The organism is Nocardia sp. NPDC057440, from assembly GCF_042802915.1.
Classification (GTDB): domain Bacteria; phylum Actinomycetota; class Actinomycetes; order Mycobacteriales; family Mycobacteriaceae; genus Nocardia.
Genome location: NZ_JBHVDF010000001.1, coordinates 248,882 through 268,541, shown reverse-complemented (window position 1 = coordinate 268,541; position 19,660 = coordinate 248,882). Strand labels below are relative to the sequence as shown.

Here is a 19,660-nt window from a genome sequence, read left to right as displayed (position 1 = left end):
ATGGTGTCGATCCGAATCGAACCGATGGACGGCGACGACATCGAGCGTTGCGTCGAGCTCGAACAACTGCTGTTCCCCGAAGACGACCCGTGGCAGGCGGTGTCGTTCCGATCCGAACTGGCCGCACCGCACAACCGGTACATCGTCGCCCGCGACGACGACGGGCGAATGGTCGGCTACGCGGGCGTCGCACTGCTCGGTGATGAGGAACACCCCGAAGCCGAGGTGCACACCATCGGCGTCGACCCGCACTGCCATCGCGCGGGTATCGGCACCGTGCTGCTCGAGGCGTTGCTCGCCGAGGCGGGCAAGCGCGGCGGACCGGTGTTTCTCGAAGTGCGCACCGACAACGCCCCTGCGATCGCGATGTACGCCAAGCACGGCTTCCACATCATCGGACTGCGCAAGAACTACTACCACCCGAGCGGCGCCGACGCCTACACCATGCGCAGGCCCGCGCTGACCGGCGCGGGTGCGGCCTGGGACATGGCTCGCGGGGAGGTGCTGTCGTGATCGTCATGGGCGTCGAAAGCTCTTGCGACGAAACCGGAGTCGGCATCGTGCGCTGGCACGAGGACGGCACCTGTGAGCTGCTCGCCGACGAGGTCGCCTCCAGTGTCGAGCAGCATGCCCGATTCGGCGGCGTCGTCCCCGAGATCGCCTCGCGTGCGCATCTGGAGGCCATCGTGCCCGCCATGCGCAGGGCGCTCGCCGCCGCGGGCATCGTGAAGCCCGACGCGCTGGCGGTGACCATCGGGCCGGGGCTCGCCGGTGCCCTGCTGGTCGGCGCGGCCGCCGCGAAAGCCTATGCGGCAGCGTGGGATGTGCCGTTCTACGCGTTGAACCACCTCGGCGGACATGTCGCGGTCGACACCCTGGAACACGGATCGATGCCGCCGTGTGTCGCGCTGTTGGTGTCGGGCGGGCACACCCATCTGTTGCACGTCACCGATTTGGCCGAGCCGATCGTCGAGCTGGGCAGCACCATCGACGATGCGGCAGGCGAGGCGTTCGACAAGGTCGCCCGGCTGCTCGGGCTCGGTTTCCCCGGCGGCCCCGCGCTCGACGCGGCGGCGGCCAGCGGTGATCCGAAGGCGATCGCGTTCCCGCGCGGTATGACGGGTCCGCGCGATGCGCGCTATGACTTCTCCTTCTCCGGTGTGAAGACTGCCGTCGCCCGCTATGTGGAGGCGGCCCAGCGCAATGGTTTCACCGCGGCCGAACTGCCGATTCCCGATATCGCGGCGTCCTTCCAGGAGTCGGTCGCCGATGTGCTCACCATGAAGGCGGTGCGTGCGGCCCAGGATGTCGGTGTCGACACGCTGGTCCTCGGCGGCGGCGCGACCGCCAACTCCCGAATCCGTTCGCTCGCCGAGGAGCGTTGCGCGGCGGCAGGGTTGACGCTTCGGGTGCCGAAACCCCGGCTGTGCACCGATAACGGCGTGATGATCGCGGCGCTCGGCGCCCATGTGATCGCCGGCGGCGCGAAGCCGTCACCACTGACGGTCGCGACGGATCCCGGCCTGCCGGTGTCGGTCAGCCAGGTCGGCTGACTTCCGCGGCGGGTCCGGCTAGCGCGCCGGAACCAATTGCTGCGATGAGTTACCGCCGGCGGAACCGGAATTCGCGCGCGGCAGCAGCGGAACCCGCGATTTCGCCGGCGCCTGGGCCGGTGCGGTAGGCGACGGAGTGGGCGCGGTAGTCGGCGCCGTGGTCTCTTCTTCCAGCTGGTTATGTTCGGCCGGGTTCGAGGAGGACCCTGCCTGCGGGGCGAGCGGGTTGGCGAACAACGGGCCGAGCAGTTCCGGGAACGGGATCGGCGGCAGGTTCGGATCGGGACGCAGCGTGGGCTGCGTCGGCGTGGTGCTCGCGGGTGTCGGTGTGGCGCTCGCTCGTGTGGTCGGCTGGCCGCGGTCCTGGGTGATGGACGGGATGTTGCTGCCGCTCGGCCGGTTCGTGTTCTCCCGATTCTGGCCGGTCGGTGTCGGCGGAGCCGGAGCCTGCGCCGATGTCGACGGCATCTGGGTGCTGCTCGTGGTGCCCGCGGGGGAGACCTCGTCGCCGGAGGTCGGCGTGAAGGTCTTCACGCCGTAGCCGATGACCAGTCCGACCACCACGATGGCCCCGGCCAGGGTGCCGACCACTTTGGTGAAGGTGCCGACCGGCGCGTCGGAGGCGAGCGCGCCGACCGGGAACACCGCAGGCTGCGCCGCGTCGGCGACCAACGCGGCGCCCTTGGCGATCACCGCCTCCGGTTCGGGGACCGTGTGCACGGGAACATCGAGTTCGTCGCGGAGCGTGGACACCACGGCGGGGATATTGGCCCCGCCGCCGATCACCGTGACCGCCTGTGGGAACTGGGGCGCCCGCGCGAAGACCGCCGCGGCGTGGACGCCGATCTCGCGCAGCAGGTCAGCGATCAGCTCCTCGAAATCGGCTCGTGTCAGCTTGAGTGGCTGCCCGGCGACATGGTCGATGGTCACGGCGGGCGCGATGGACAGATGTTCCTTGGCGGCGCGGCCGCGATTGGTCAGCATGCCGCGGTTCGGGCGGGTGCCGCGCCGCGCGTAGTGCAGGTCGACCAGATGGTGGTAGATGAGTTCGTCGATGGCGTTGCCGCTGATGGCGGTGGTGCGCTCGCTGCGGAGCACGGTGCCGTCGGCCTGGTCGGCGACGGTGACGGTGAGACCGGACGCGCCGAGGTCGATGACGGCGACGGTGTCGTAGCGGTCCAGCAGGCCGGTGTGGCGCAGGTAGGTCAGCGCTGCCGTGCTCTCCGGGATCAGCCGCAGGTCGCGCTGCTTGCCGGTCGCCGAGCGGATCAGCTGGGCCTGCTCCTTGCTGCGGTAGGCCACAGCGACACTGGTCGGCGGCCGGCTGGAGGCCGATTCCAGCCCGATCGAGTGCGCGCCGGCGAACCGTGCGCCCACAGGGTGCACCACGTCGCGTGGCAGCTGCGTGGTCGGTAGCTGGGTCGTCATGAGCTCGATCGAGGACGCCACCAGATCGCCGAGATCGGAGTGGGCCGCGTCGGCGGAGACGACGCGGTAGTCGAAATTCTGTGCGCCGTTGGACGCCGTCGCCACCAGCGCCGAGCAAACGACCTCGTTCCCGGCGGAGATGCCGAGTGATGTTCGCATGTCACCTCCCTTCGAGCGGATGGTCATGTCTTGCCGACCATCTCGAATGGACTACCGAACTTCTCGCGTGGCTGGCGAGCGATTCGGACTCGGGATCCGGCCGACCCGTTGTCCGGATGGGTCGCGGGGACCGGCCATAGATCACGTGTGGTCTTGCCCTCTGGTGAAGCTGGTTCTCTGAAACGCTTGTACTGTGACGGCTGGGACTACCGGATACCGCTCGGCTTCCCCTGTGACGCTGGTTGTTTCATAGCTCTCCGTGCGCCCCCGACGACGCCGGTTCGTGATGAACGCAGCGCGCGAAGAACAACCGTCGTCCATTGTGTCACAATCCGTTACCCGAACGTTACAGATTTGCTGATCTCTTGGGAAGTCTTCAGGCCCTTCGGCATGGCGTGGCTCCAGCCGCCGATCCGACGCGCCGTCAGAATTGGCACCGCCCAACCTTGAGCGCTGGCACTCTCATGTATAGAGTGCTAGTCGGCACTGTAAGTAGTGCTTAGTGCCAGTTCGACCACTGAGCGGTGTCCCGGCACCCGCGACGACGGGGCTATGCGCAGGGGTCGACATCGCTAGCGGCTGCTTACAGGTCGCGCGAAACAACACGACACCGATGGTCCGGGACAACAGTTCCGGACGACCGTATATCCCCTGAAAGTGGAGGGCTCAACGTGGCGAGCGTGAACATCAAGCCGCTCGAGGACAAGATCCTCGTCCAGGCCAACGAGGCCGAGACGACGACGGCCTCCGGCCTGGTCATCCCCGACACGGCGAAGGAGAAGCCGCAGGAGGGCACCGTCATCGCCGTCGGCGAGGGGCGCGTCACCGATAAGGGTGACCGTATCCCGGTCGACGTCAAGGAGGGCGACACCGTCATCTACAGCAAGTACGGCGGCACCGAAATCAAGTACCAGGGCGAGGAATACCTCATCCTGTCGGCGCGCGACGTGCTGGCCGTCGTCACCAAGTGACCGAGCTCCGCGCGGTCGGCTGACCGTGCTGCCCGGCCATTGCCGGGATCGAGTCGTCACGACACTGCCCCGGTTCCCCTGAGCGGGGCCGGGGCAGTGTCGTTTCAGCACTGGAACCCTAAGGAATAGGACTTATGGCAAAGCAGATCGAGTTCGACGAGAAGGCTCGCCGGGCTCTGGAACGCGGTGTCGACAAGCTCGCCGACGCCGTGAAGGTCACCCTCGGGCCGCGTGGCCGCCACGTTGTGCTCGCGAAGGCCTTCGGTGGCCCCACCGTGACCAACGACGGTGTGACCATCGCGCGCGAGATCGACCTCGAGGACCCCTTCGAGAACATGGGCGCGCAGCTGGTCAAGAGCGTCGCTACCAAGACCAACGACGTCGCCGGCGACGGCACCACCACCGCGACCGTGCTCGCGCAGGCGCTGGTGCGCGCTGGTCTGAAGAACATCGCCGCGGGCGCGAACCCGATCGCGGTGGGCTCGGGCATCGGCAAGGCCGCCGACGCGGTCTCCGAAGCGCTGCTCGCGCTGGCCACCCCGGTCTCCGGTGAGCAGGCCATCGCTCAAGTCGCGACCGTGTCCTCGCGCGACGAGGAGATCGGCGCCATGGTCGGCAAGGCGCTGACCACCGTCGGCAAGGACGGCGTCGTCACCGTCGAGGAGTCCTCGACGCTGCAGACCGAACTCGTCGTCACCGAGGGCGTCCAGTTCGACAAGGGCTACCTCTCGCCCTACTTCGTCACCGATACCGACAGCCAGCAGGCCGTGCTCGAGGACGCCTACATCCTGCTGAACCGGGAGAAGATCAGCTCGCTGCCCGATCTGCTTCCGCTGCTGGAAAAGATCGCCGAGTCCGGCAAGCCGGTGCTGATCATCGCCGAGGACGTCGATGGCGAGGCGCTGTCGACTCTGGTCGTGAACTCGATCCGCAAGACCATCAAGGCCGTTGCCGTGAAGGCGCCGTTCTTCGGCGATCGCCGCAAGGCGTTCCTCGACGACCTCGCCGTTGTCGCCGCGGGCACCGTGGTGAACCCGGATCTCGGCATCACGCTGCGTGAGTCCGGCCTCGAGGTGCTCGGCAAGGCGCGTCGCGTCGTCGTCACCAAGGACGACACCACGATCATCGACGGTGCGGGCACCGCCGAGGACATCGCGGCCCGCAGCGCGCAGCTGCGTCGCGAGATCGAGGCCACCGACTCCGACTGGGACCGCGAGAAGCTCGAAGAGCGGCTGGCGAAGTTGTCCGGCGGTGTCGCGGTGATCAAGGTCGGCGCGGCCACCGAGACCGCGCTCAAGGAGCGCAAGTACCGGGTCGAGGACGCTGTCAGCGCCGCGAAGGCCGCCGTCGACGAGGGCATCGTCCCCGGTGGCGGTACCGCGCTCGTGCTCGCGAGCGCCAAGCTCGTCGAGCTGCGCGATTCGCTCTCCGGCGACGAGGCGGTCGGTGTCGAGGTGGTGCGCACCGCACTGTCGGCGCCGCTGTTCTGGATCGCCACCAACGCGGGCGTCGACGGCTCTGTCGTGGTCAGCAAGGTCGTGGATGGGAAGGAAGGCTTCAACGCCGCCACCCTCACCTACGGCGACCTGCTCACCGACGGTGTCGTCGACCCGGTCAAGGTGACCCGCTCCGCCGTCGTGAACGCGGCGTCGGTGGCCAGGATGATCCTCACCACCGAGAGCGCCGTGGTGGACAAGCCTGCCGAAGAGGCCCACGACCACGGTCATGGACACGGCCACAGCCACTGAGTTCGGTTCGACATGCGAAGGCCCCCCGGAACATTCCGGGGGGCCTTCGTCTGTGAACTTTATGAACAGAACAATGGATTTCGTACGTTGAGTTCAGGGAAATTCCTGGGTTGCTTCCGAAATCGACTATGCACCGAACGTTGGTTCGCGCGTCTTCTTCCCGATGTGCTGCGGCGGCGGGGAATGAACGCTAAGAGGCGACGGGCGGTTGCTCGGCCGCGATGGCCGTGAGCAATCGCCCACGCAGGGCAGCGGGCGGCTGCACCGCTGTCACCGCCGCGAGGGCGGCGAGGACGTCTCTCGTCTCTTGCGCTTCGGCGAGGAATTCCGCGCGTAGGGCGGGGTCCTCGCTATCGAGCAGGTCTTGTACCGCGTGATGGTCTTCGTCGTCGATCGATGCGAGCGCGACGGCGTGCGCGAGATCGATCTGGACTTCGTTCATCTCACGTCACCCCCAAACTTTTTTTCAGTCGTGTCAGTCCGTCCCGAATACGGGACTTAACGGTTGGTAACCCTACGCCGAGATAGGTTGCCACCTCTGCGTAGGTTCGCCCGCCGTAGTAGGCGAGCGAGATGGCCTCTCGCTGGGTCGGCGTCAATGTGGCGAGACCCGCGAGGACGGCCTGTTGTTCGAGCCTTCGCTCGACTTCTTCGGTGACCTCATCGAATTCGTTGCCGAGAACCCGTATCCCGTAGGCGACTTCGCGCTGGGTATGGGCTTGTTCGGCGCGAACCCGGTCGACAGCTCGCCGGTGGGCAAGCGTCATCAGCCACGTCACCGCCGACCCTTTCGCCGAGTCGAAACTCGCCGCAGTCCGCCAGATCTGGAGGAAGACCTCTTGGGTGGTCTCCTCCGCATATCCGGGATCATGCAGAACGCGGAGCACTAGGCCGAAGACGCGCGCACACGTTCGGTCGTAGAGCTCGGCGAAAGCTTCCTGGTCGGACTGGCCGCAGCGTTCGAGAAGGGCGGCTAGCTCGATACTTTCGGCTGCGCGTACCGACACCGCAGAATCCACACGAGGTGGGATGGCTTCTCTTCGGAACGAGTCGCCCTCTGCGGCCGTCGGCCGCGTTGTCACAACGCTCCATTCTGTGTCATCGGTCACTACCGTAGCGCGCCGCTATGACCACCCTTCCGGTGGGGTGGCGGCAATCTGCGTGTGGTCCAGCGACTTCGACACACCGGGCGTTTCCTTGGAGGACACGCCGTGGCACGCACGACAAGTGCCGCGAAACGCCGAACCGAAAGCCGGCTGGCTCCTGGCCGTTGCTGCGGCAGGCATATCGGTGGCAACCGCTACCGCCTGCGCGCCGACACGATCGAAGGTGTTGTATCGGCCGCTTGTTCGCTAGGGATTCGGCGCGCCGCGCCGTGCGGATGGGATCGGATTCCGCATGGCGAACTCGGCTATACCGCCATGCGGCGGCGATTGCGGCGCGCGTGCATCTCGCGTTCCGTTTCCGACATTCCACCCCAGATGCCGTATGGCTCGCTGACTTTCAAGGCGTGGCTGCGGCATTGCATCAGTACCGGGCAGCTCCGGCAGATTTCCTTGGCGCGCATCTCCCGTGCGGTGCGGGCACGGCCGCGTTCGCCGTCGGGATGGAAGAACACCGCGGAATCCTGCCCGCGGCAAGACCCTCTCATCTGCCAGTCCCAGACATCGGCGTTCGGTCCGGGAAGGTGGGTCGGCATGGGCATGGTGAACTCCTCGTGGTGCGAGCTCGTCAGCGTTGTCGAGCAGTTGTTCTGCAAACAGTTGTGGCCACGGCGCTGGGTCGGCGGCGTGCCTATCGGCTCGCCCTTCGTGGTCGCTGCAATTTCGCGCGGCGCCGACCGTGGCGATGAGTTACGTTAGGTCCAGCCGCGAAATTCCGTCAATAGTTCGACGCAGTAGTTTTCCAAATGTTGGGCTGCGAAATTTAACCTCTACGGTGTTTACTTTTTGCATTGCTTCCGGTGATACTGGTCGGTTGATCGACGGCTCGCATCGAACCATCTGGCTCGATTCGCGAGTGTATCCGCAGGTGGGCGTGGTTTCGGCGGCTGGCTCCCCATGTCTGGGGAGACATGCCTGCCGTGGGGGTCGTCACAGTGCCGATCGGGGCCGATGGGACGTCGGATCGGAGATGGCGGAATCGGGGCGCTGAGGTTAATTGCGCGAAACGCATGTGAATTCCTATCGCACGTGCCCGTTGATTGCTCGTACGAGATTTACCTGATGGAAACATGATGGCGGCATTCGAAATGCTGGATGGTTGCCGGGACGTCTCGCCGGTGTCTCTGGTCGCCCTGGCGTGCACGCGGCGCACGATAGAGTTCGGCCGTGTCCGCACCATCTATCCCTATATATAGCGAGTCGACACCGCTCGCCGCCGCCGCTTTCGGCGACCGTCGCGCCCTCGGCGCTGCCGAGTTGCCGCCGCCGCGCAGCGCCCTCGATTCATGGCATCGGGCGGTGATTCTCGGCGGTGGGGGCCACTATGCCGCAGCCCGAGCCGAACTTCGGTCACTGCGCTCGCGCACTACCGACCCGGTGCTGCTTTCGCTCGCCGCGAGCACCGAGGGTTCGCTATTGCGCCAGCTCGGCTGGCATGCCCGTGCCGCGGTCGCCGACGGTCGGGCCGCGGCGCTCATCCTCCCCGCTCGCGCCGAGCGCGGGAGTGAGGTCGGCCCGGACCACGCCGACGCCGTCTGCGATGCGCTGACCGGTCTCGCCGCCGACGCGCTCGGCACCGGCAGGCTCACGCTGGCCACCCGGTTGCTGTGGCGCAGCCGCGATGCCCTCGACCCTGAACAGCTGCGCTGGCGGCCCTGGGTGCGCTGGCATTGGGTTTCGGCGGAGACGGCTCTTGCCTCGGGCCGCCCCGATCCCGCGCGCACCCATGCCGCGGCCGCGGTGGAGTTGGCCGAGCGTGGCCCCTCGATCCGGCACCGGGTCAAATCCAGGCTGCTGGTCGCGGCGGCGGCCGCCGCCGCGGGCGACACCGAGCGCGCGCGTGTCCTCGCCGAGGCGGTCGCCGCCGAGTGCCGTGAGTACGGGCTGCTTCCGCTGCGCTGGGCGTGCGCCATGCTGCGTGCGGGCGTCTCCGTCGACGGCGCCGCAGCCGCTGCCGGCGCCGAAGCCGCCGATTGTGCCGCGGCTATTGCTCGGCGTGGCGGGCGGTTTCGGCCCGATGGTGCTGCCTAGGTCTGCCACTGGAGGCGACCCGTGTTGCCCGGTTCCCGGCATTGTGTAGCTATTGTTAGATCCGTTCCGCCCCACCGGCGGAAGCACTGGTCATCCCCGACCGTGCCACTTGTAACGCCAGGAATTTCTCTGACGATGACGAACATGGGCGAAGAGTTGGACCTCGCCGTCACTGCGGCTGCGCAGGGCGACAGATCCGCTTTAGCTCAGGTACTTGAAATGGTCCGCCCGCTGGTGGTGCGCTACTGCCGCGCGCGGATCGGCGCCGCGGAGCGAGGACAACTTTCTGCGGATGACGTTGCGCAGGAGGTATGTCTGGCTGTGATGACCGCCTTGCCCCGGTATCAAGACCAGGGCAGGCCCTTCATGGCCTTCGTATACGGAATCGCTTCGCACAAGGTCGCCGATGCTCATCGGAACGCCGCCCGTAACAAGGCGGAGGCCATGGCCGAAGTACCAGATGTCATATCCACCGACCATGGTCCGGAACAACGAGCTCTCGAATCAGAGACGAGCAGGCAGATGAACAGTCTGCTCGCGACTCTTCCTGAGAAACATCGGGAGATCCTGATCCTGCGATTGGTCATGGGTTTGTCAGCGGAAGAAACCGCAGTCGCCGTGGGCAGTACGGCGGGTGCGATACGGGTGGCCCAGCACAGGGCGCTCGCAAAACTGAAGTCACAAGTGGCGAGGGCAGGTGAAATGTATGGCTAGGGATGGCGAGCGCGGTCGGGGCGACTGGAAGGCGCGGCTTGGATCGCGAAATAGCGGTCCCTACGCCGAGAGCGTCGGTGACAGCGGTCCGGTGGACATTGCGGCGGTACGCCGCGACGATGCACTGATCGATGCCATCGCCAGCGATGGTCCGGTACGGACCGACAGCGCGGAGGAGTATCAGCTCGCGACGCTGTTGGCCGATTGGCGGGCCGAGCTGATCTCGGAGCCGATGCCGGGGGAACCGAGCCTCGATGAAATCGTGGCCGCGGTCAACCAGGAGATCGGTGCTCGACAAGTCCGCATCGGCGCACAGACCGGCGGACGACTACGGCTACTTCGCCCGATCGCGGGGACGGCTGCCGCACTGGCACTTGTCATCGGCGGTATGACGGCGTTCTCCTACAACGCGGAGCCCGGTGATCCGCTGTGGCGGGTCAAGGAGGTCGTGTTCAGTGAACAGGCCCAGACCACCGTGGTTCAGCGTGCCGACGACTACCTGACCGAGGCGCAGGCGCTGCTCGATTCGAACCCCGAAATGGCGAAGACCAAGCTCGAGGGCGCTCGGCAGAACGTGACTCAGGTCAACGACACCGGCAAGCAGAATGAGCTGGCGGCTCGCTGGGAATCGGTCCTCGCCGAGCTGCGCAAGAAGGCGCCGGAAATCGCGAACTCGATCACGGCGACGCCGACGCGGCCCGCCGATCCGAAGCCGAGCGCCGACACCTCAGGCACGAAGCCGACGACCGGCAACCCGCAGCAGACCATTCTGCAATCGCCGGATGCTTCGGGGACGAAGCCGCCGACGAGCGCGGACCTCACTGCTCCTGGTCTACCGTCGACGACTGTGCCGCCGGTGATTCCGCCGGTCACGGCCGAGCCGACAACGCCCCCGACGCAGAATCCGCCCACCACGCAGAATCCGCCGCCGACGCAGAATCTGCCGCCGACACAGAATCCGCCTCCGACACAGGATCAAACGGCCCCTGCCCTGCCGACCACGGTGGTGATCGTGCCGCCCGCTGATACGGGTCAGCCGACGGGGCCCGTGACGCCTCCGTCGGCTGGCAACTCCGGATCTATCGTGGTTCCCACCGGAACTGGTGGGTCCACCGGTACCGGTGGGTCCACCGGAACGGGTGGATCTACCGGAACAGGCGGGTTCGGTGGAACGGGTGGAGCAGCCCCGGCTACCTAGCCTCCAGAACAACCGATAAAAGACACCAACCGATCGCCGACCGGCGGTCGGCTTTTTGTCTGTGTTGTTGCTGACAGCACGTCTGTGCGAGTCCCGTGCTGTGCGCCCGGCTGGTCCGACCCCGTTGCGAGCGAGAGAGTCAGCTGTCGAACCCGTCGAATCCGTCGCCGTGGAAAGCCTCGTTCATCGAGGCATCCGCGTAACCCCTGCAATAGTCCCAGGTGACATACGCTTCCGGCGTCGGATCGTAGGCGGGCTCGTGGGGGCGCACGGTGCCGTCGACCAGCAGCTGAAGCAGGTTGGCGCGCAACATGTCCCAGTCGTGGTAGTGATCCTGCCTGCAGTCTTCGCAGCTGACGACGAGTCCACGGATGCCACGATGCGCCAGTAGTGCCTCATACACTGCGAGGTCGGCGAGATCCTCCTCGACCGCGAGGCGCTCGTGGGGATCCAGCGGTTCGCCGGGCTCGATGGCATCGAGCGCGGCGGACGGGTCGGAGGGGTCTCCGGCAAACGGATCCGGCGGCAAGCCAGGTGGTAGATGGTCACGCACACCCCCACGGTACGCAGAACAGTGGGGTCTTCGCCAGCTATGCGCACCGCAAGTTTCGTCGGCGCGCTCAGTTGCTCGGGTGCGCGTCGCGAGTTGACCAGAGCCGCAGCCGTCCTCGCGCACCGCGATCGTGGGCGAGTTTGCGGGACAGATACCATGGGTGAAAGGCGCCGGCCAGTACCCGACCATTGGCGGAGCCGTCACCGTCCATCCCATCAGTTCTGCGCGACGCCGGCCGACCGGTGTCGGTCGCTTTCGACGTCCAGGAGGGGTCGATCCGAATGAGTAATCCCGTACCGGGCGAACGTATCGGAGTCCGCCCCCATACGGGTGGTGACGATCCGAACAAGATCGCCATGCTCGGCCTCACGTTCGACGATGTGCTGCTGCTGCCGGCCGCTTCGGACCTCATCCCCAGCTCGGTGGAGACCTCCAGCCAGCTGACCCGCGAGATCCGGCTGCGCACCCCGCTGGTGAGTTCCGCGATGGACACCGTGACCGAAGCCAGGATGGCCATCTCCATGGCGCGTGCCGGCGGCATGGGTGTGCTGCACCGTAACTTGGCGGCCGCGGACCAGGCCGCGCAGGTGGAAACCGTGAAGCGGTCCGAGGCGGGCATGGTGACCGATCCGGTGACCTGTCGCCCGACCGACACCCTCGCCGAGGTCGACGCGATGTGCGCGCGCTTCCGTATTTCCGGCCTGCCCGTCGTGGATGAGACCGGCGAGCTTGTGGGCATCATCACCAACCGCGACATGCGCTTCGAGGTCGACCAGAACCGCCGCGTCGCCGATGTGATGACCAGAGCGCCGTTGATCACCGCGCAGGAGGGCGTCACCGCGGAGGCCGCGCTCGGTCTGCTACGCAGGCACAAGATCGAGAAGCTGCCGATCGTCGACGGCGGCGGCCGGTTGCGCGGACTCATCACGGTCAAGGACTTCGTCAAGACCGATCAGTACCCGAACGCCACCAAGGACCGCGACGGCCGCCTGCTGGTCGGCGCCGCGATCGGTGTCGGCGACGACGCGTGGTCGCGTGCGATGACGCTGGCCGACGCCGGGGTGGACGTGCTGATCGTCGACACCGCGCACGGACATCAGGCGCAGGTGCTGCAGATGGTCACCAAGGTCAAGGCCGAGGTGGGAGATCGCATCCAGATCGTCGGCGGCAATGTCGCGACACGGGCAGGCGCCGCCGCGCTCGTCGAGGCGGGTGCGGACGCGGTGAAGGTCGGCGTCGGCCCCGGCTCCATCTGTACGACCCGTGTCGTCGCCGGTGTCGGCGCGCCGCAGATCACCGCCATCCTCGAGGCCGTCGCCGCCTGCAAGCCGCACGGCGTGCCGGTGATCGCCGACGGCGGCATCCAGTTCTCCGGTGACATCGCCAAGGCGATCGCGGCGGGCGCGTCCACCGTGATGCTCGGCTCGGTGCTGGCAGGCACGGCCGAATCGCCCGGTGAGCTGATCCTGGTGGGCGGCAAGCAGTTCAAGAGCTACCGCGGCATGGGTTCGCTCGGCGCCATGCAGGGGCGTGGGCAGGCGAAGTCCTTCTCGAAGGACCGCTACTTCCAGGACGACGTGCTGGCCGAGGACAAGCTGGTGCCCGAGGGTATCGAGGGCAGGGTGCCGTTCCGCGGCCCGGTCAACCAGGTGATCCATCAGCTCGTCGGCGGCCTGCGCGCCGCGATGGGCTACACCGGGTCGCAGTCGATCGCGCATCTGCAGGAAGCCCAGTTCGTGCAGATCACCGCGGCCGGCCTCAAAGAGAGCCACCCGCACGACATCACGATGACTGTCGAGGCCCCTAACTACACCGGTCGCGGCTAGTCGGCTCGACGGTGATGTACTGGACCGCTCGGTCCGTGCATGATGGACCTGGTGCGCATGCCGTTCCGGTGTGGAGGGCCAACAGTCGAGCGTGGGTCGGGCTGCGGACCGCTTCCCGACCTACCACTAACAACTAATCAACAACAGTCGCGAGATCACCACCGACGCTCCATCGGCACGATGATGTCTTTCGAGCGCAGCGAGATCGAGCACTAGAGTTCGCGGCCCGTCTCGCTTCCGAGTCGTCGAAGCGCACGCGCCGCAGGCGCGAGTCTCGACGGCTCGGAAGCGAGACCAAGGGGGCCGCGAACACGCCGCGCCGCAGGCGCGGCAAATCAGACAAGGAGACACAGTGCGCGACATGGTCGAGATCGGCATGGGCCGGACCGCTCGGCGTACCTACGAGCTGGATGATGTCGATATCGTCCCGTCGCGGCGGACTCGTTCGTCGAAGCAGGTATCGCTGTCCTGGCAGCTGGACGCCTACCGGTTCGAGATCCCCTTCCTCGCGCACCCCACCGACGCGCTGGTCTCGCCGGAGTTCGCCATCGAGCTCGGCCGCCTCGGCGGGCTCGGTGTCATCAACGGCGAGGGCTTGTGGGCCAGGCACGCCGATGTCGCCGCGAAGATCGATCAGCTGGTCGAGCTAGTCGGCAAGGGCGGCTACGAGCGGGCCGTCGCGTTGCTTCAAGAACTGCACGCCGCGCCGATGCAGCCGGATCTGCTGGCCGCCGCGGTGGCGCAGGTGCGTGCCGCGGGCGTCACGGTCGCGGTGCGGGTGAGCCCGCAGAATGCCCGCGCTCTGACTCCGGCGCTGGTGCAGGCCGGCATCGACCTGCTCGTCGTGCACGGCACCATTATTTCCGCCGAGCACGTCGGCGACGGTGAGCCGCTGAATCTCAAGACCTTCATCTCCGAGCTCGATGTGCCGGTGGTCGCGGGTGGCGTGAGCGATCACCGCACCGCGCTGCACCTGATGCGCACCGGCGCGGCCGGTGTGATCGTCGGCTACGGCTCTTTCCCCGGTGCGACGACTACCGGTGAGGTGCTCGGCATCGGGGTGCCGATGGCTACCGCGATCGCCGACGCCGCCGCCGCGCGCCGCGACTACCTGGACGAGACCGGTGGCCGCTACGTGCACGTCATCGCCGACGGTGACGTCGCGACTTCCGGTCAGCTGGCCAAGGCGATCGCCTGCGGCGCGGACGCCGCCATGCTCGGTGTGCCGCTGTCCGTCGCCGCCGAGGCTCCGGGCCGCGGCTGGTACTGGCCTTCGGCGGCCGCGCATCCTTCGGTGCCGCGCGGTGCGCTGTTGCCGGTCGACGAGAGCTGGGTCGACAGCGCGGATGGCGACGTGGTCCGGCCGAGCCTGGAGCGAGTGCTGTTCGGGCCCTCCGACGACCCGTTCGGTTCGCTGAATCTCGTTGGCGGACTCCGTCGCTCGATGGCCAAGGCCGGTTACTCCGACCTCAAGGAATTCCAGAAGGTCGGGCTCAGCGTTCGCGCTTGATCGGGTCGGCCCACGCCCGGCTGCGCGCGGACGTTTCGCCGGTGCGGAGCATTCGCGCAGGGAAGCGATTGATGCTCAACTCTCGGTGAACCGTTGTGTGCCGCGAACTCGCGTCGCGCTCAACGAACTCGCGTCGGAACCGTGCGGTCCCGCAGGAACTGCTGGATCGCATGGTTCACCGGTTCCGGGTGGGTCATGGTGACGGCCAGTCGCGCGCCCGCGATTTCGACGTAGGTCGATCGGGTCAGCCCATGGGCGAGTTGTTGGGCGCGGTCGCGGGCGATGCCGCTGTCGGTGGCGTGAATCACCAAGGCGGGGCTGGTGATTTCGGGCAGTCGGTCCAGCACGGAATCCCGGCCGAGCAAGCAGCCCGCAGCGACCTCGATGCCGCGGCGGTCGCGCACCAGCCAGCGTTTGGTCCAGATCGATCGGTACCATTCGTCGTCGCCGATCAACCAGTGCGCCAGCTGGTCGACCGCGTCCTGCCTGGAGCTGTCGTCGTACCATTCGTCCAGAAATTTCTGGGTCGCCGTCGACTGTTCGGGAGTCGGTCCGTGTGCTTCGGTGCTGATGAGAATCAGCGCCGACACTCGCTCGGGTGCGATGAGCGCGGTGCGCAAAGCGGTGAAGCCCCCTTGCGCGGTCCCGCCGACCACGGCGCATTCAGCGCCGAGGTGATCCAGCACCGTCAGCGCGTCGCGCGCCGCGGTCCAATAGGTGAAGGGCAGTCCCTGGTCCCTGGTGCGCCCGTGGCCGCGCGCATCCCAGGACACAATGCGGAATTCCGGTGCCAGCGCGGCCATTTGCGACGCGAACATCGTTCGGTCCATGAAGAATTCGTGTGCGAGTAGCACTACCGGACCGTGCCCGCCGCTGTCCTCATAGTGGATGTCGGCGTCGATCGCGCGGGCGAATGGCACGAGCTTGAGGATAACCAGCGGTGCGGGGGTGCGCGGGACGATTTGCGCCCTCATTAAACTGTGACGGTGGCAGATACTCAGAGACCCGTCCTTGTCGTCGACTTCGGCGCGCAGTACGCCCAGCTGATCGCCCGGCGGGTCCGCGAAGCGAGTGTTTTCTCCGAGGTGATCCCGCACACCACCACGGTGGAGGAGATCGCCGAGAAGCAGCCGCTCGCGGTGATCCTGTCCGGTGGTCCGTCCAGCGTGTACGCCGACGGCGCGCCACAGCTGGACGCCAGGCTGTTCGATCTCGGCATCCCGGTTTTCGGCATCTGCTACGGCTTCCAGGCTATGGCGCAGGCGCTCGGAGGCACGGTCGCGCACACCGGCACCCGCGAATACGGCCGCACCGAACTCAATATCGACGGCGGCCTGCTGCACGGCGGCCTGCCAACCATTCAGCCGGTGTGGATGAGCCACGGCGATGCGGTCACCGACGCGCCGGAGGGCTTCGAGGTCACCGGCACCAGTGCGGGCGCCCCCGTCGCCGCGTTCGAGGATCGGGCCCGCAAGCTGGCGGGCGTGCAGTATCACCCGGAGGTGCTGCACTCGCCGCACGGTCAGCAGGTACTCAGCCGGTTCCTGCACGAGCTGGCCGGTATTCCGGCGACGTGGACCCCGGCCAATATCGCCGACTCGCTGGTCGCCTCGGTGCGCGAGCAGGTCGGTGACGGCCACGCGATCTGTGGTCTGTCCGGCGGCGTGGACAGCGCGGTCGCGGCCGCGCTGGTGCAGCGTGCCATCGGTGATCGGCTGACCTGTGTGTTCGTCGACCATGGCCTGTTGCGGGCCGGGGAGCGCGAGCAGGTGCAGCAGGACTTCGTCGCCGCGACCGGCGCCAAGCTGGTGACCGTGGACGCGGTAAACAAATTCCTCGGCGAGCTGAAGGGCGTCACCGACCCCGAGGAGAAGCGCAAGATCATCGGCCGTGAGTTCATCCGGTCGTTCGAGGACGCGGTGTCGGAGGTGGTGATCGCCGAGGGCGGCGCGGTGTCGGACGGCTCGGGTCCCTCGGTCGAGTTCCTGGTGCAAGGCACGCTGTACCCGGATGTCGTCGAGTCCGGTGGTGGTACGGGTACCGCGAACATCAAGAGCCACCACAATGTCGGTGGCCTGCCGGACGATCTGGAGTTCGAACTCGTCGAGCCGCTGCGGCTGCTGTTCAAGGACGAGGTGCGCGCGGTCGGTCGTGAGCTCGGGCTGCCGGAGGAAATCGTTGCGCGCCAGCCGTTCCCGGGTCCGGGTCTGGCCATCCGCATCGTCGGCGAGGTCACCGAGGACCGGCTCGACACCTTGCGTCAGGCCGATGCCATTGCCCGCGAAGAACTTACGGCCGCGAGCCTGGATCGGCAGATCTGGCAGTGCCCCGTCGTGCTGCTCGCGGATGTGCGCTCGGTCGGCGTGCAGGGTGACGGCCGCACCTACGGTCACCCGATCGTGCTGCGCCCGGTCTCCAGCGAAGACGCCATGACCGCGGACTGGACGCGGCTGCCCTACGAGGTGCTCGAGCGGATCTCCACCCGCATCACCAACGAGGTCGCTGAGGTGAACCGCGTGGTCCTCGACGTGACGAGCAAGCCGCCGGGCACCATCGAGTGGGAGTGACACGGGCCTGATCGTGTTCGGCTCCCACGGGATTCGTGGCCGATCGGGCGCGGTGGCCGCGCGGGTCGAGGCGAGCGGTGCGCTCCGCGTCGAAGGCGACGCGCCCCGCTCGACCGCCCGGTTCGGTCGCCTGGTCACTCCAGCGCGGTGGATCCCGTCGGCCTGCCGAGGATGAACTGGCCGAGCAGCATGCCACCGCCGAGATAGGACCTGGTCGGCGTCAGCGGGATGATCCGTCCCACCGGGGTTCCCGGCTCGGTCGATTCGTCGTCGGTGTCGGGTCTGTCGAACGGGTCTGCGGTCATCGCGTTCTCCTCGGTCGTCCAACAAGAATGGCCCGTCTCGCGGACGGGCCATTGTCGTTGGTCATGTTCGGTTGTCGTCAGCGGTGTCTGCGTGGTGAGACCACCAGCAGGATGCCGATGACGATGGCGGCGATCACCACGATCCAGCCGAGTGGGAGCACGCCGGTCGCGGGCATCGAGGCCGGGCCGACGAAGGCCCAGACGCTGACCGCGAGTGCGAGCAGGCCGACGATCAGCAGCGAGGCGGACGGTCCGCGGCGGTCGGTCGAGTTGTCGGTCTCGGATTTGTCAGCCATGACGCACCTCCGCATTGCCTGCCCGGACGTTGACCTTCAGATCGAGCACCGGTGCGCCGGGAGTGTTCGGGCCGGTAATCCCGGTGGGGCAGTTGACCTCCCCCATATTGACGGTGCATTCGGTGCGCACTGTCATGCCCGCGGGCAGCAGCACCTTGGCCTCGCCCATCTTGACCGCGAGATCTACGCTGCGGCTCTCGGTCAGATTCAGCGACCGCAGGTCCAGCGTGCCGGTTCCCATGGTCACCGCGTATGTCTCATTCAGTTCGGTGATCGAGGCAGGCACCCAGGTGCGCTCACCCATGGTGGCGTTGTCGAACTCGATCGGCCCGATCATCGAAGCCAGCAGGACGAATCCGGCCAACGGGGCGGTGACCACCAGCAGGCCGTAGCCGCGCCGCAGGAACGCGCCGAGCACCATGCCGAGACCGATCACCGCCAGCGCCACCGCCGCGATTCGCCCGGGAGTCATCCAGTCGACGCCCGAGGCTGCCGCCGCGCCTGCTCCCGCCGCGGCGAGGATGGCGAGGCCGAGCACCACTGGTGTCAGCCGGGAGCGTGGACGTTGCGGGGGCGGCGCGACGATGGTGCGGGTAGGGGCCGGTTCGGGCAGATCCCAGGCGAGCGGGGCGACGCCGAGCGGATCCCAGGAGGGCGGAGTCCGCTCGCCGAAGGCGGCGTGGGTCGGTGTGCTCGTGGTCCTCATCGGAAGCTGAGCGGCCGGGGGCTTCGGAGGTTCTGCGCCGGAAGAAGTTTTGTCGGACAGTGCCGTGTCGGCGCTCGTGTCGAGCAGGACGGTGTCGGTGTCGTTCTTGTCGAGCTGCGCTGCGTCGGTGGTGTTCTTGTCCAATAGGACAGTCTCGGCATCGTCCTTGTTGAACAGGACGGTCTCGGCATCGCCATCGTCGAGCAGCACCGCGTCGGGAGCTACGCGCTGGGACTGAGCCCCTGCGCTGTGTTGAATCGGAGTCGTCGTCGCCTCGTCCTGCTGGACCGGTGTCGTCTCGTGCTGAGTCGGTGTGTCCGGGACGTAGGCGTCCGGCAGCTTGGTGTACGGCGTGTACACGCTGGTCGACGGGACATCGGGGGAGTAGAAGTCAGCGGTGTTCGTCCGCAGCGGGGATCCCGAGGGGAACACCGTGCCCGGATAGCCGGTCGCGGCGATGCCACCGTCGGCGACGAAACCGCCGAACGCGCTGGTGCCGGGCGGCGGTGTCGGCTGCCGCATATGCAGCATCCACCAGCCCGCCAGCATCAGTGCCATGCTGATCAGCCCCGAGCCAGCCAGCCCGACGCCGACCGGGCCCATGGTGCTCACCGCGATGGCCAGCGCCACGATCAACACGATGGTCTTGGTCTGGGACTGCGAGCTCTGCCCCTTGCCGAACAGCGACTCCGCCGCCGACGCCTGATCCCCGTCTTCACTCAGCAGCAGCCAGGCCAAGAGATACAGCACGATCCCGGCGCCACCGAAGATCGTCGACACCACGAGCGCGACCCGCACCAGCACCGGATCGACGTTGTAGCGCCGCCCGAAACCGGCCGCGACGCCCGCGATCGGACCTTGCCGCGGCAAGCGGACGGGCCGCGTGTGCCACATCTGCTGGAGTTGATCGCCGAAGCTCGTTTTCGTCATGT

General features: G+C 67.2%; 20 protein-coding genes. 11 read left to right on the top strand and 9 right to left on the bottom strand.

Features of this window, described 5'->3' with window-relative positions:
- The first annotated feature begins 3 nt into the window (after nt 1–3).
- Together rimI and tsaD are read left to right on the top strand one after the other, a co-directional pair.
- A complete protein-coding gene (gene rimI, locus ACFU4Z_RS01295) occupies nt 4–513 on the top strand; it encodes a ribosomal protein S18-alanine N-acetyltransferase (RefSeq protein WP_379059289.1) in 510 nt (169 codons plus the stop codon).
- Nucleotides 510–1,553 (top strand): tRNA (adenosine(37)-N6)-threonylcarbamoyltransferase complex transferase subunit TsaD, encoded by a 1,044-nt coding sequence (tsaD, locus tag ACFU4Z_RS01290; protein WP_379058625.1) that lies wholly within the window; start codon nt 510–512, stop codon nt 1,551–1,553. Before rimI ends, tsaD begins: the two co-directional genes overlap by 4 nt.
- A gap of 18 nt (nt 1,554–1,571) precedes the next feature.
- Here the strand turns inward: tsaD and ACFU4Z_RS01285 are convergent, their stop codons facing one another.
- The gene (locus tag ACFU4Z_RS01285; protein WP_379058622.1) at nt 1,572–3,140 is read right to left on the bottom strand and encodes an Hsp70 family protein; all 1,569 of its coding nucleotides are present in this window, start codon (nt 3,138–3,140) and stop codon (nt 1,572–1,574) included.
- A 671-nt stretch (nt 3,141–3,811) separates the two neighbouring features.
- On the opposite strand from ACFU4Z_RS01285, the gene groES reads away from it, so the two are divergent.
- Together groES and groL are read left to right on the top strand one after the other, a co-directional pair.
- Nucleotides 3,812–4,111, top strand: a complete 300-nt coding sequence (gene groES, locus ACFU4Z_RS01280; protein WP_014981824.1) for a co-chaperone GroES — start codon at nt 3,812–3,814, stop codon at nt 4,109–4,111.
- Between the two features lie 134 nt (nt 4,112–4,245).
- Nucleotides 4,246–5,859 carry a chaperonin GroEL gene (groL, locus tag ACFU4Z_RS01275; protein WP_379058619.1) on the top strand — a complete coding sequence of 538 codons (1,614 nt, stop codon included), beginning with the start codon at nt 4,246–4,248 and terminating at the stop codon, nt 5,857–5,859.
- A gap of 190 nt (nt 5,860–6,049) precedes the next feature.
- Here groL and ACFU4Z_RS01270 read toward each other — a convergent pair whose 3' ends face one another.
- From ACFU4Z_RS01270 to ACFU4Z_RS01260, 3 genes are all read right to left on the bottom strand, one after another.
- Nucleotides 6,050–6,301 (bottom strand): hypothetical protein, encoded by a 252-nt coding sequence (locus ACFU4Z_RS01270; protein WP_379058616.1) that lies wholly within the window; start codon nt 6,299–6,301, stop codon nt 6,050–6,052.
- 1 nt (nt 6,302) lies between these two features.
- Nucleotides 6,303–6,878, bottom strand: coding sequence for a sigma-70 family RNA polymerase sigma factor (locus tag ACFU4Z_RS01265; RefSeq protein ID WP_379058613.1), 576 nt, complete (start codon nt 6,876–6,878; stop codon nt 6,303–6,305).
- Between the two features lie 392 nt (nt 6,879–7,270).
- A complete protein-coding gene (locus tag ACFU4Z_RS01260; protein ID WP_040704593.1) occupies nt 7,271–7,564 on the bottom strand; it encodes a WhiB family transcriptional regulator in 294 nt (97 codons plus the stop codon).
- Between ACFU4Z_RS01260 and ACFU4Z_RS01255 the strand changes: the two genes are divergently transcribed.
- The 4 genes from ACFU4Z_RS01255 (at nt 7,557) to ACFU4Z_RS01240 (ending at nt 10,965) form a co-directional block, all read left to right on the top strand.
- Nucleotides 7,557–7,721, top strand: a complete 165-nt coding sequence (locus tag ACFU4Z_RS01255; protein WP_379058610.1) for a hypothetical protein — start codon at nt 7,557–7,559, stop codon at nt 7,719–7,721. The two genes, ACFU4Z_RS01260 and ACFU4Z_RS01255, sit on opposite strands and share 8 nt — an antisense overlap.
- 468 nt (nt 7,722–8,189) lie before the next feature.
- Nucleotides 8,190–9,053 carry a hypothetical protein gene (locus ACFU4Z_RS01250; RefSeq protein ID WP_379058607.1) on the top strand — a complete coding sequence of 288 codons (864 nt, stop codon included), beginning with the start codon at nt 8,190–8,192 and terminating at the stop codon, nt 9,051–9,053.
- A gap of 135 nt (nt 9,054–9,188) precedes the next feature.
- Nucleotides 9,189–9,767 (top strand): sigma-70 family RNA polymerase sigma factor, encoded by a 579-nt coding sequence (locus ACFU4Z_RS01245; RefSeq protein WP_328409422.1) that lies wholly within the window; start codon nt 9,189–9,191, stop codon nt 9,765–9,767.
- Nucleotides 9,760–10,965 (top strand): anti-sigma-D factor RsdA, encoded by a 1,206-nt coding sequence (locus ACFU4Z_RS01240; RefSeq protein ID WP_379058603.1) that lies wholly within the window; start codon nt 9,760–9,762, stop codon nt 10,963–10,965. The genes ACFU4Z_RS01245 and ACFU4Z_RS01240 overlap by 8 nt, the downstream gene beginning before the upstream one ends.
- 139 nt (nt 10,966–11,104) lie before the next feature.
- Here the strand turns inward: ACFU4Z_RS01240 and ACFU4Z_RS01235 are convergent, their stop codons facing one another.
- Nucleotides 11,105–11,518, bottom strand: a complete 414-nt coding sequence (locus ACFU4Z_RS01235; RefSeq protein ID WP_011207424.1) for a DUF5319 domain-containing protein — start codon at nt 11,516–11,518, stop codon at nt 11,105–11,107.
- 281 nt (nt 11,519–11,799) lie between these two features.
- On the opposite strand from ACFU4Z_RS01235, the gene guaB reads away from it, so the two are divergent.
- Together guaB and ACFU4Z_RS01225 are read left to right on the top strand one after the other, a co-directional pair.
- The gene (guaB, locus tag ACFU4Z_RS01230) at nt 11,800–13,344 is read left to right on the top strand and encodes an IMP dehydrogenase (protein ID WP_328409426.1); all 1,545 of its coding nucleotides are present in this window, start codon (nt 11,800–11,802) and stop codon (nt 13,342–13,344) included.
- Between the two features lie 352 nt (nt 13,345–13,696).
- On the top strand, nt 13,697–14,854 hold the full coding sequence (locus ACFU4Z_RS01225; RefSeq protein WP_379058598.1) for a GuaB3 family IMP dehydrogenase-related protein: 1,158 nt from the start codon (nt 13,697–13,699) through the stop codon (nt 14,852–14,854).
- A gap of 119 nt (nt 14,855–14,973) precedes the next feature.
- Here the strand turns inward: ACFU4Z_RS01225 and ACFU4Z_RS01220 are convergent, their stop codons facing one another.
- Entirely contained in the window at nt 14,974–15,774 is an 801-nt protein-coding gene (locus tag ACFU4Z_RS01220) for an alpha/beta fold hydrolase (RefSeq protein WP_379058595.1), read from the bottom strand.
- 66 nt (nt 15,775–15,840) lie between these two features.
- On the opposite strand from ACFU4Z_RS01220, the gene guaA reads away from it, so the two are divergent.
- Nucleotides 15,841–17,421: a glutamine-hydrolyzing GMP synthase gene (gene guaA, locus ACFU4Z_RS01215; protein ID WP_379058592.1), complete on the top strand. Its 1,581-nt coding sequence runs from the start codon at nt 15,841–15,843 to the stop codon at nt 17,419–17,421.
- A gap of 134 nt (nt 17,422–17,555) precedes the next feature.
- Here guaA and ACFU4Z_RS01210 read toward each other — a convergent pair whose 3' ends face one another.
- The 3 genes from ACFU4Z_RS01210 to ACFU4Z_RS01200 form a co-directional block, all read right to left on the bottom strand.
- Nucleotides 17,556–17,726 (bottom strand): hypothetical protein, encoded by a 171-nt coding sequence (locus ACFU4Z_RS01210; protein WP_379058589.1) that lies wholly within the window; start codon nt 17,724–17,726, stop codon nt 17,556–17,558.
- Between the two features lie 77 nt (nt 17,727–17,803).
- Nucleotides 17,804–18,022, bottom strand: a complete 219-nt coding sequence (locus ACFU4Z_RS01205; protein WP_379058587.1) for a hypothetical protein — start codon at nt 18,020–18,022, stop codon at nt 17,804–17,806.
- Nucleotides 18,015–19,658: a PspC domain-containing protein gene (locus ACFU4Z_RS01200; RefSeq protein WP_379058585.1), complete on the bottom strand. Its 1,644-nt coding sequence runs from the start codon at nt 19,656–19,658 to the stop codon at nt 18,015–18,017. The genes ACFU4Z_RS01205 and ACFU4Z_RS01200 overlap by 8 nt, the downstream gene beginning before the upstream one ends.
- Nucleotides 19,659–19,660 lie beyond the last annotated feature (2 nt).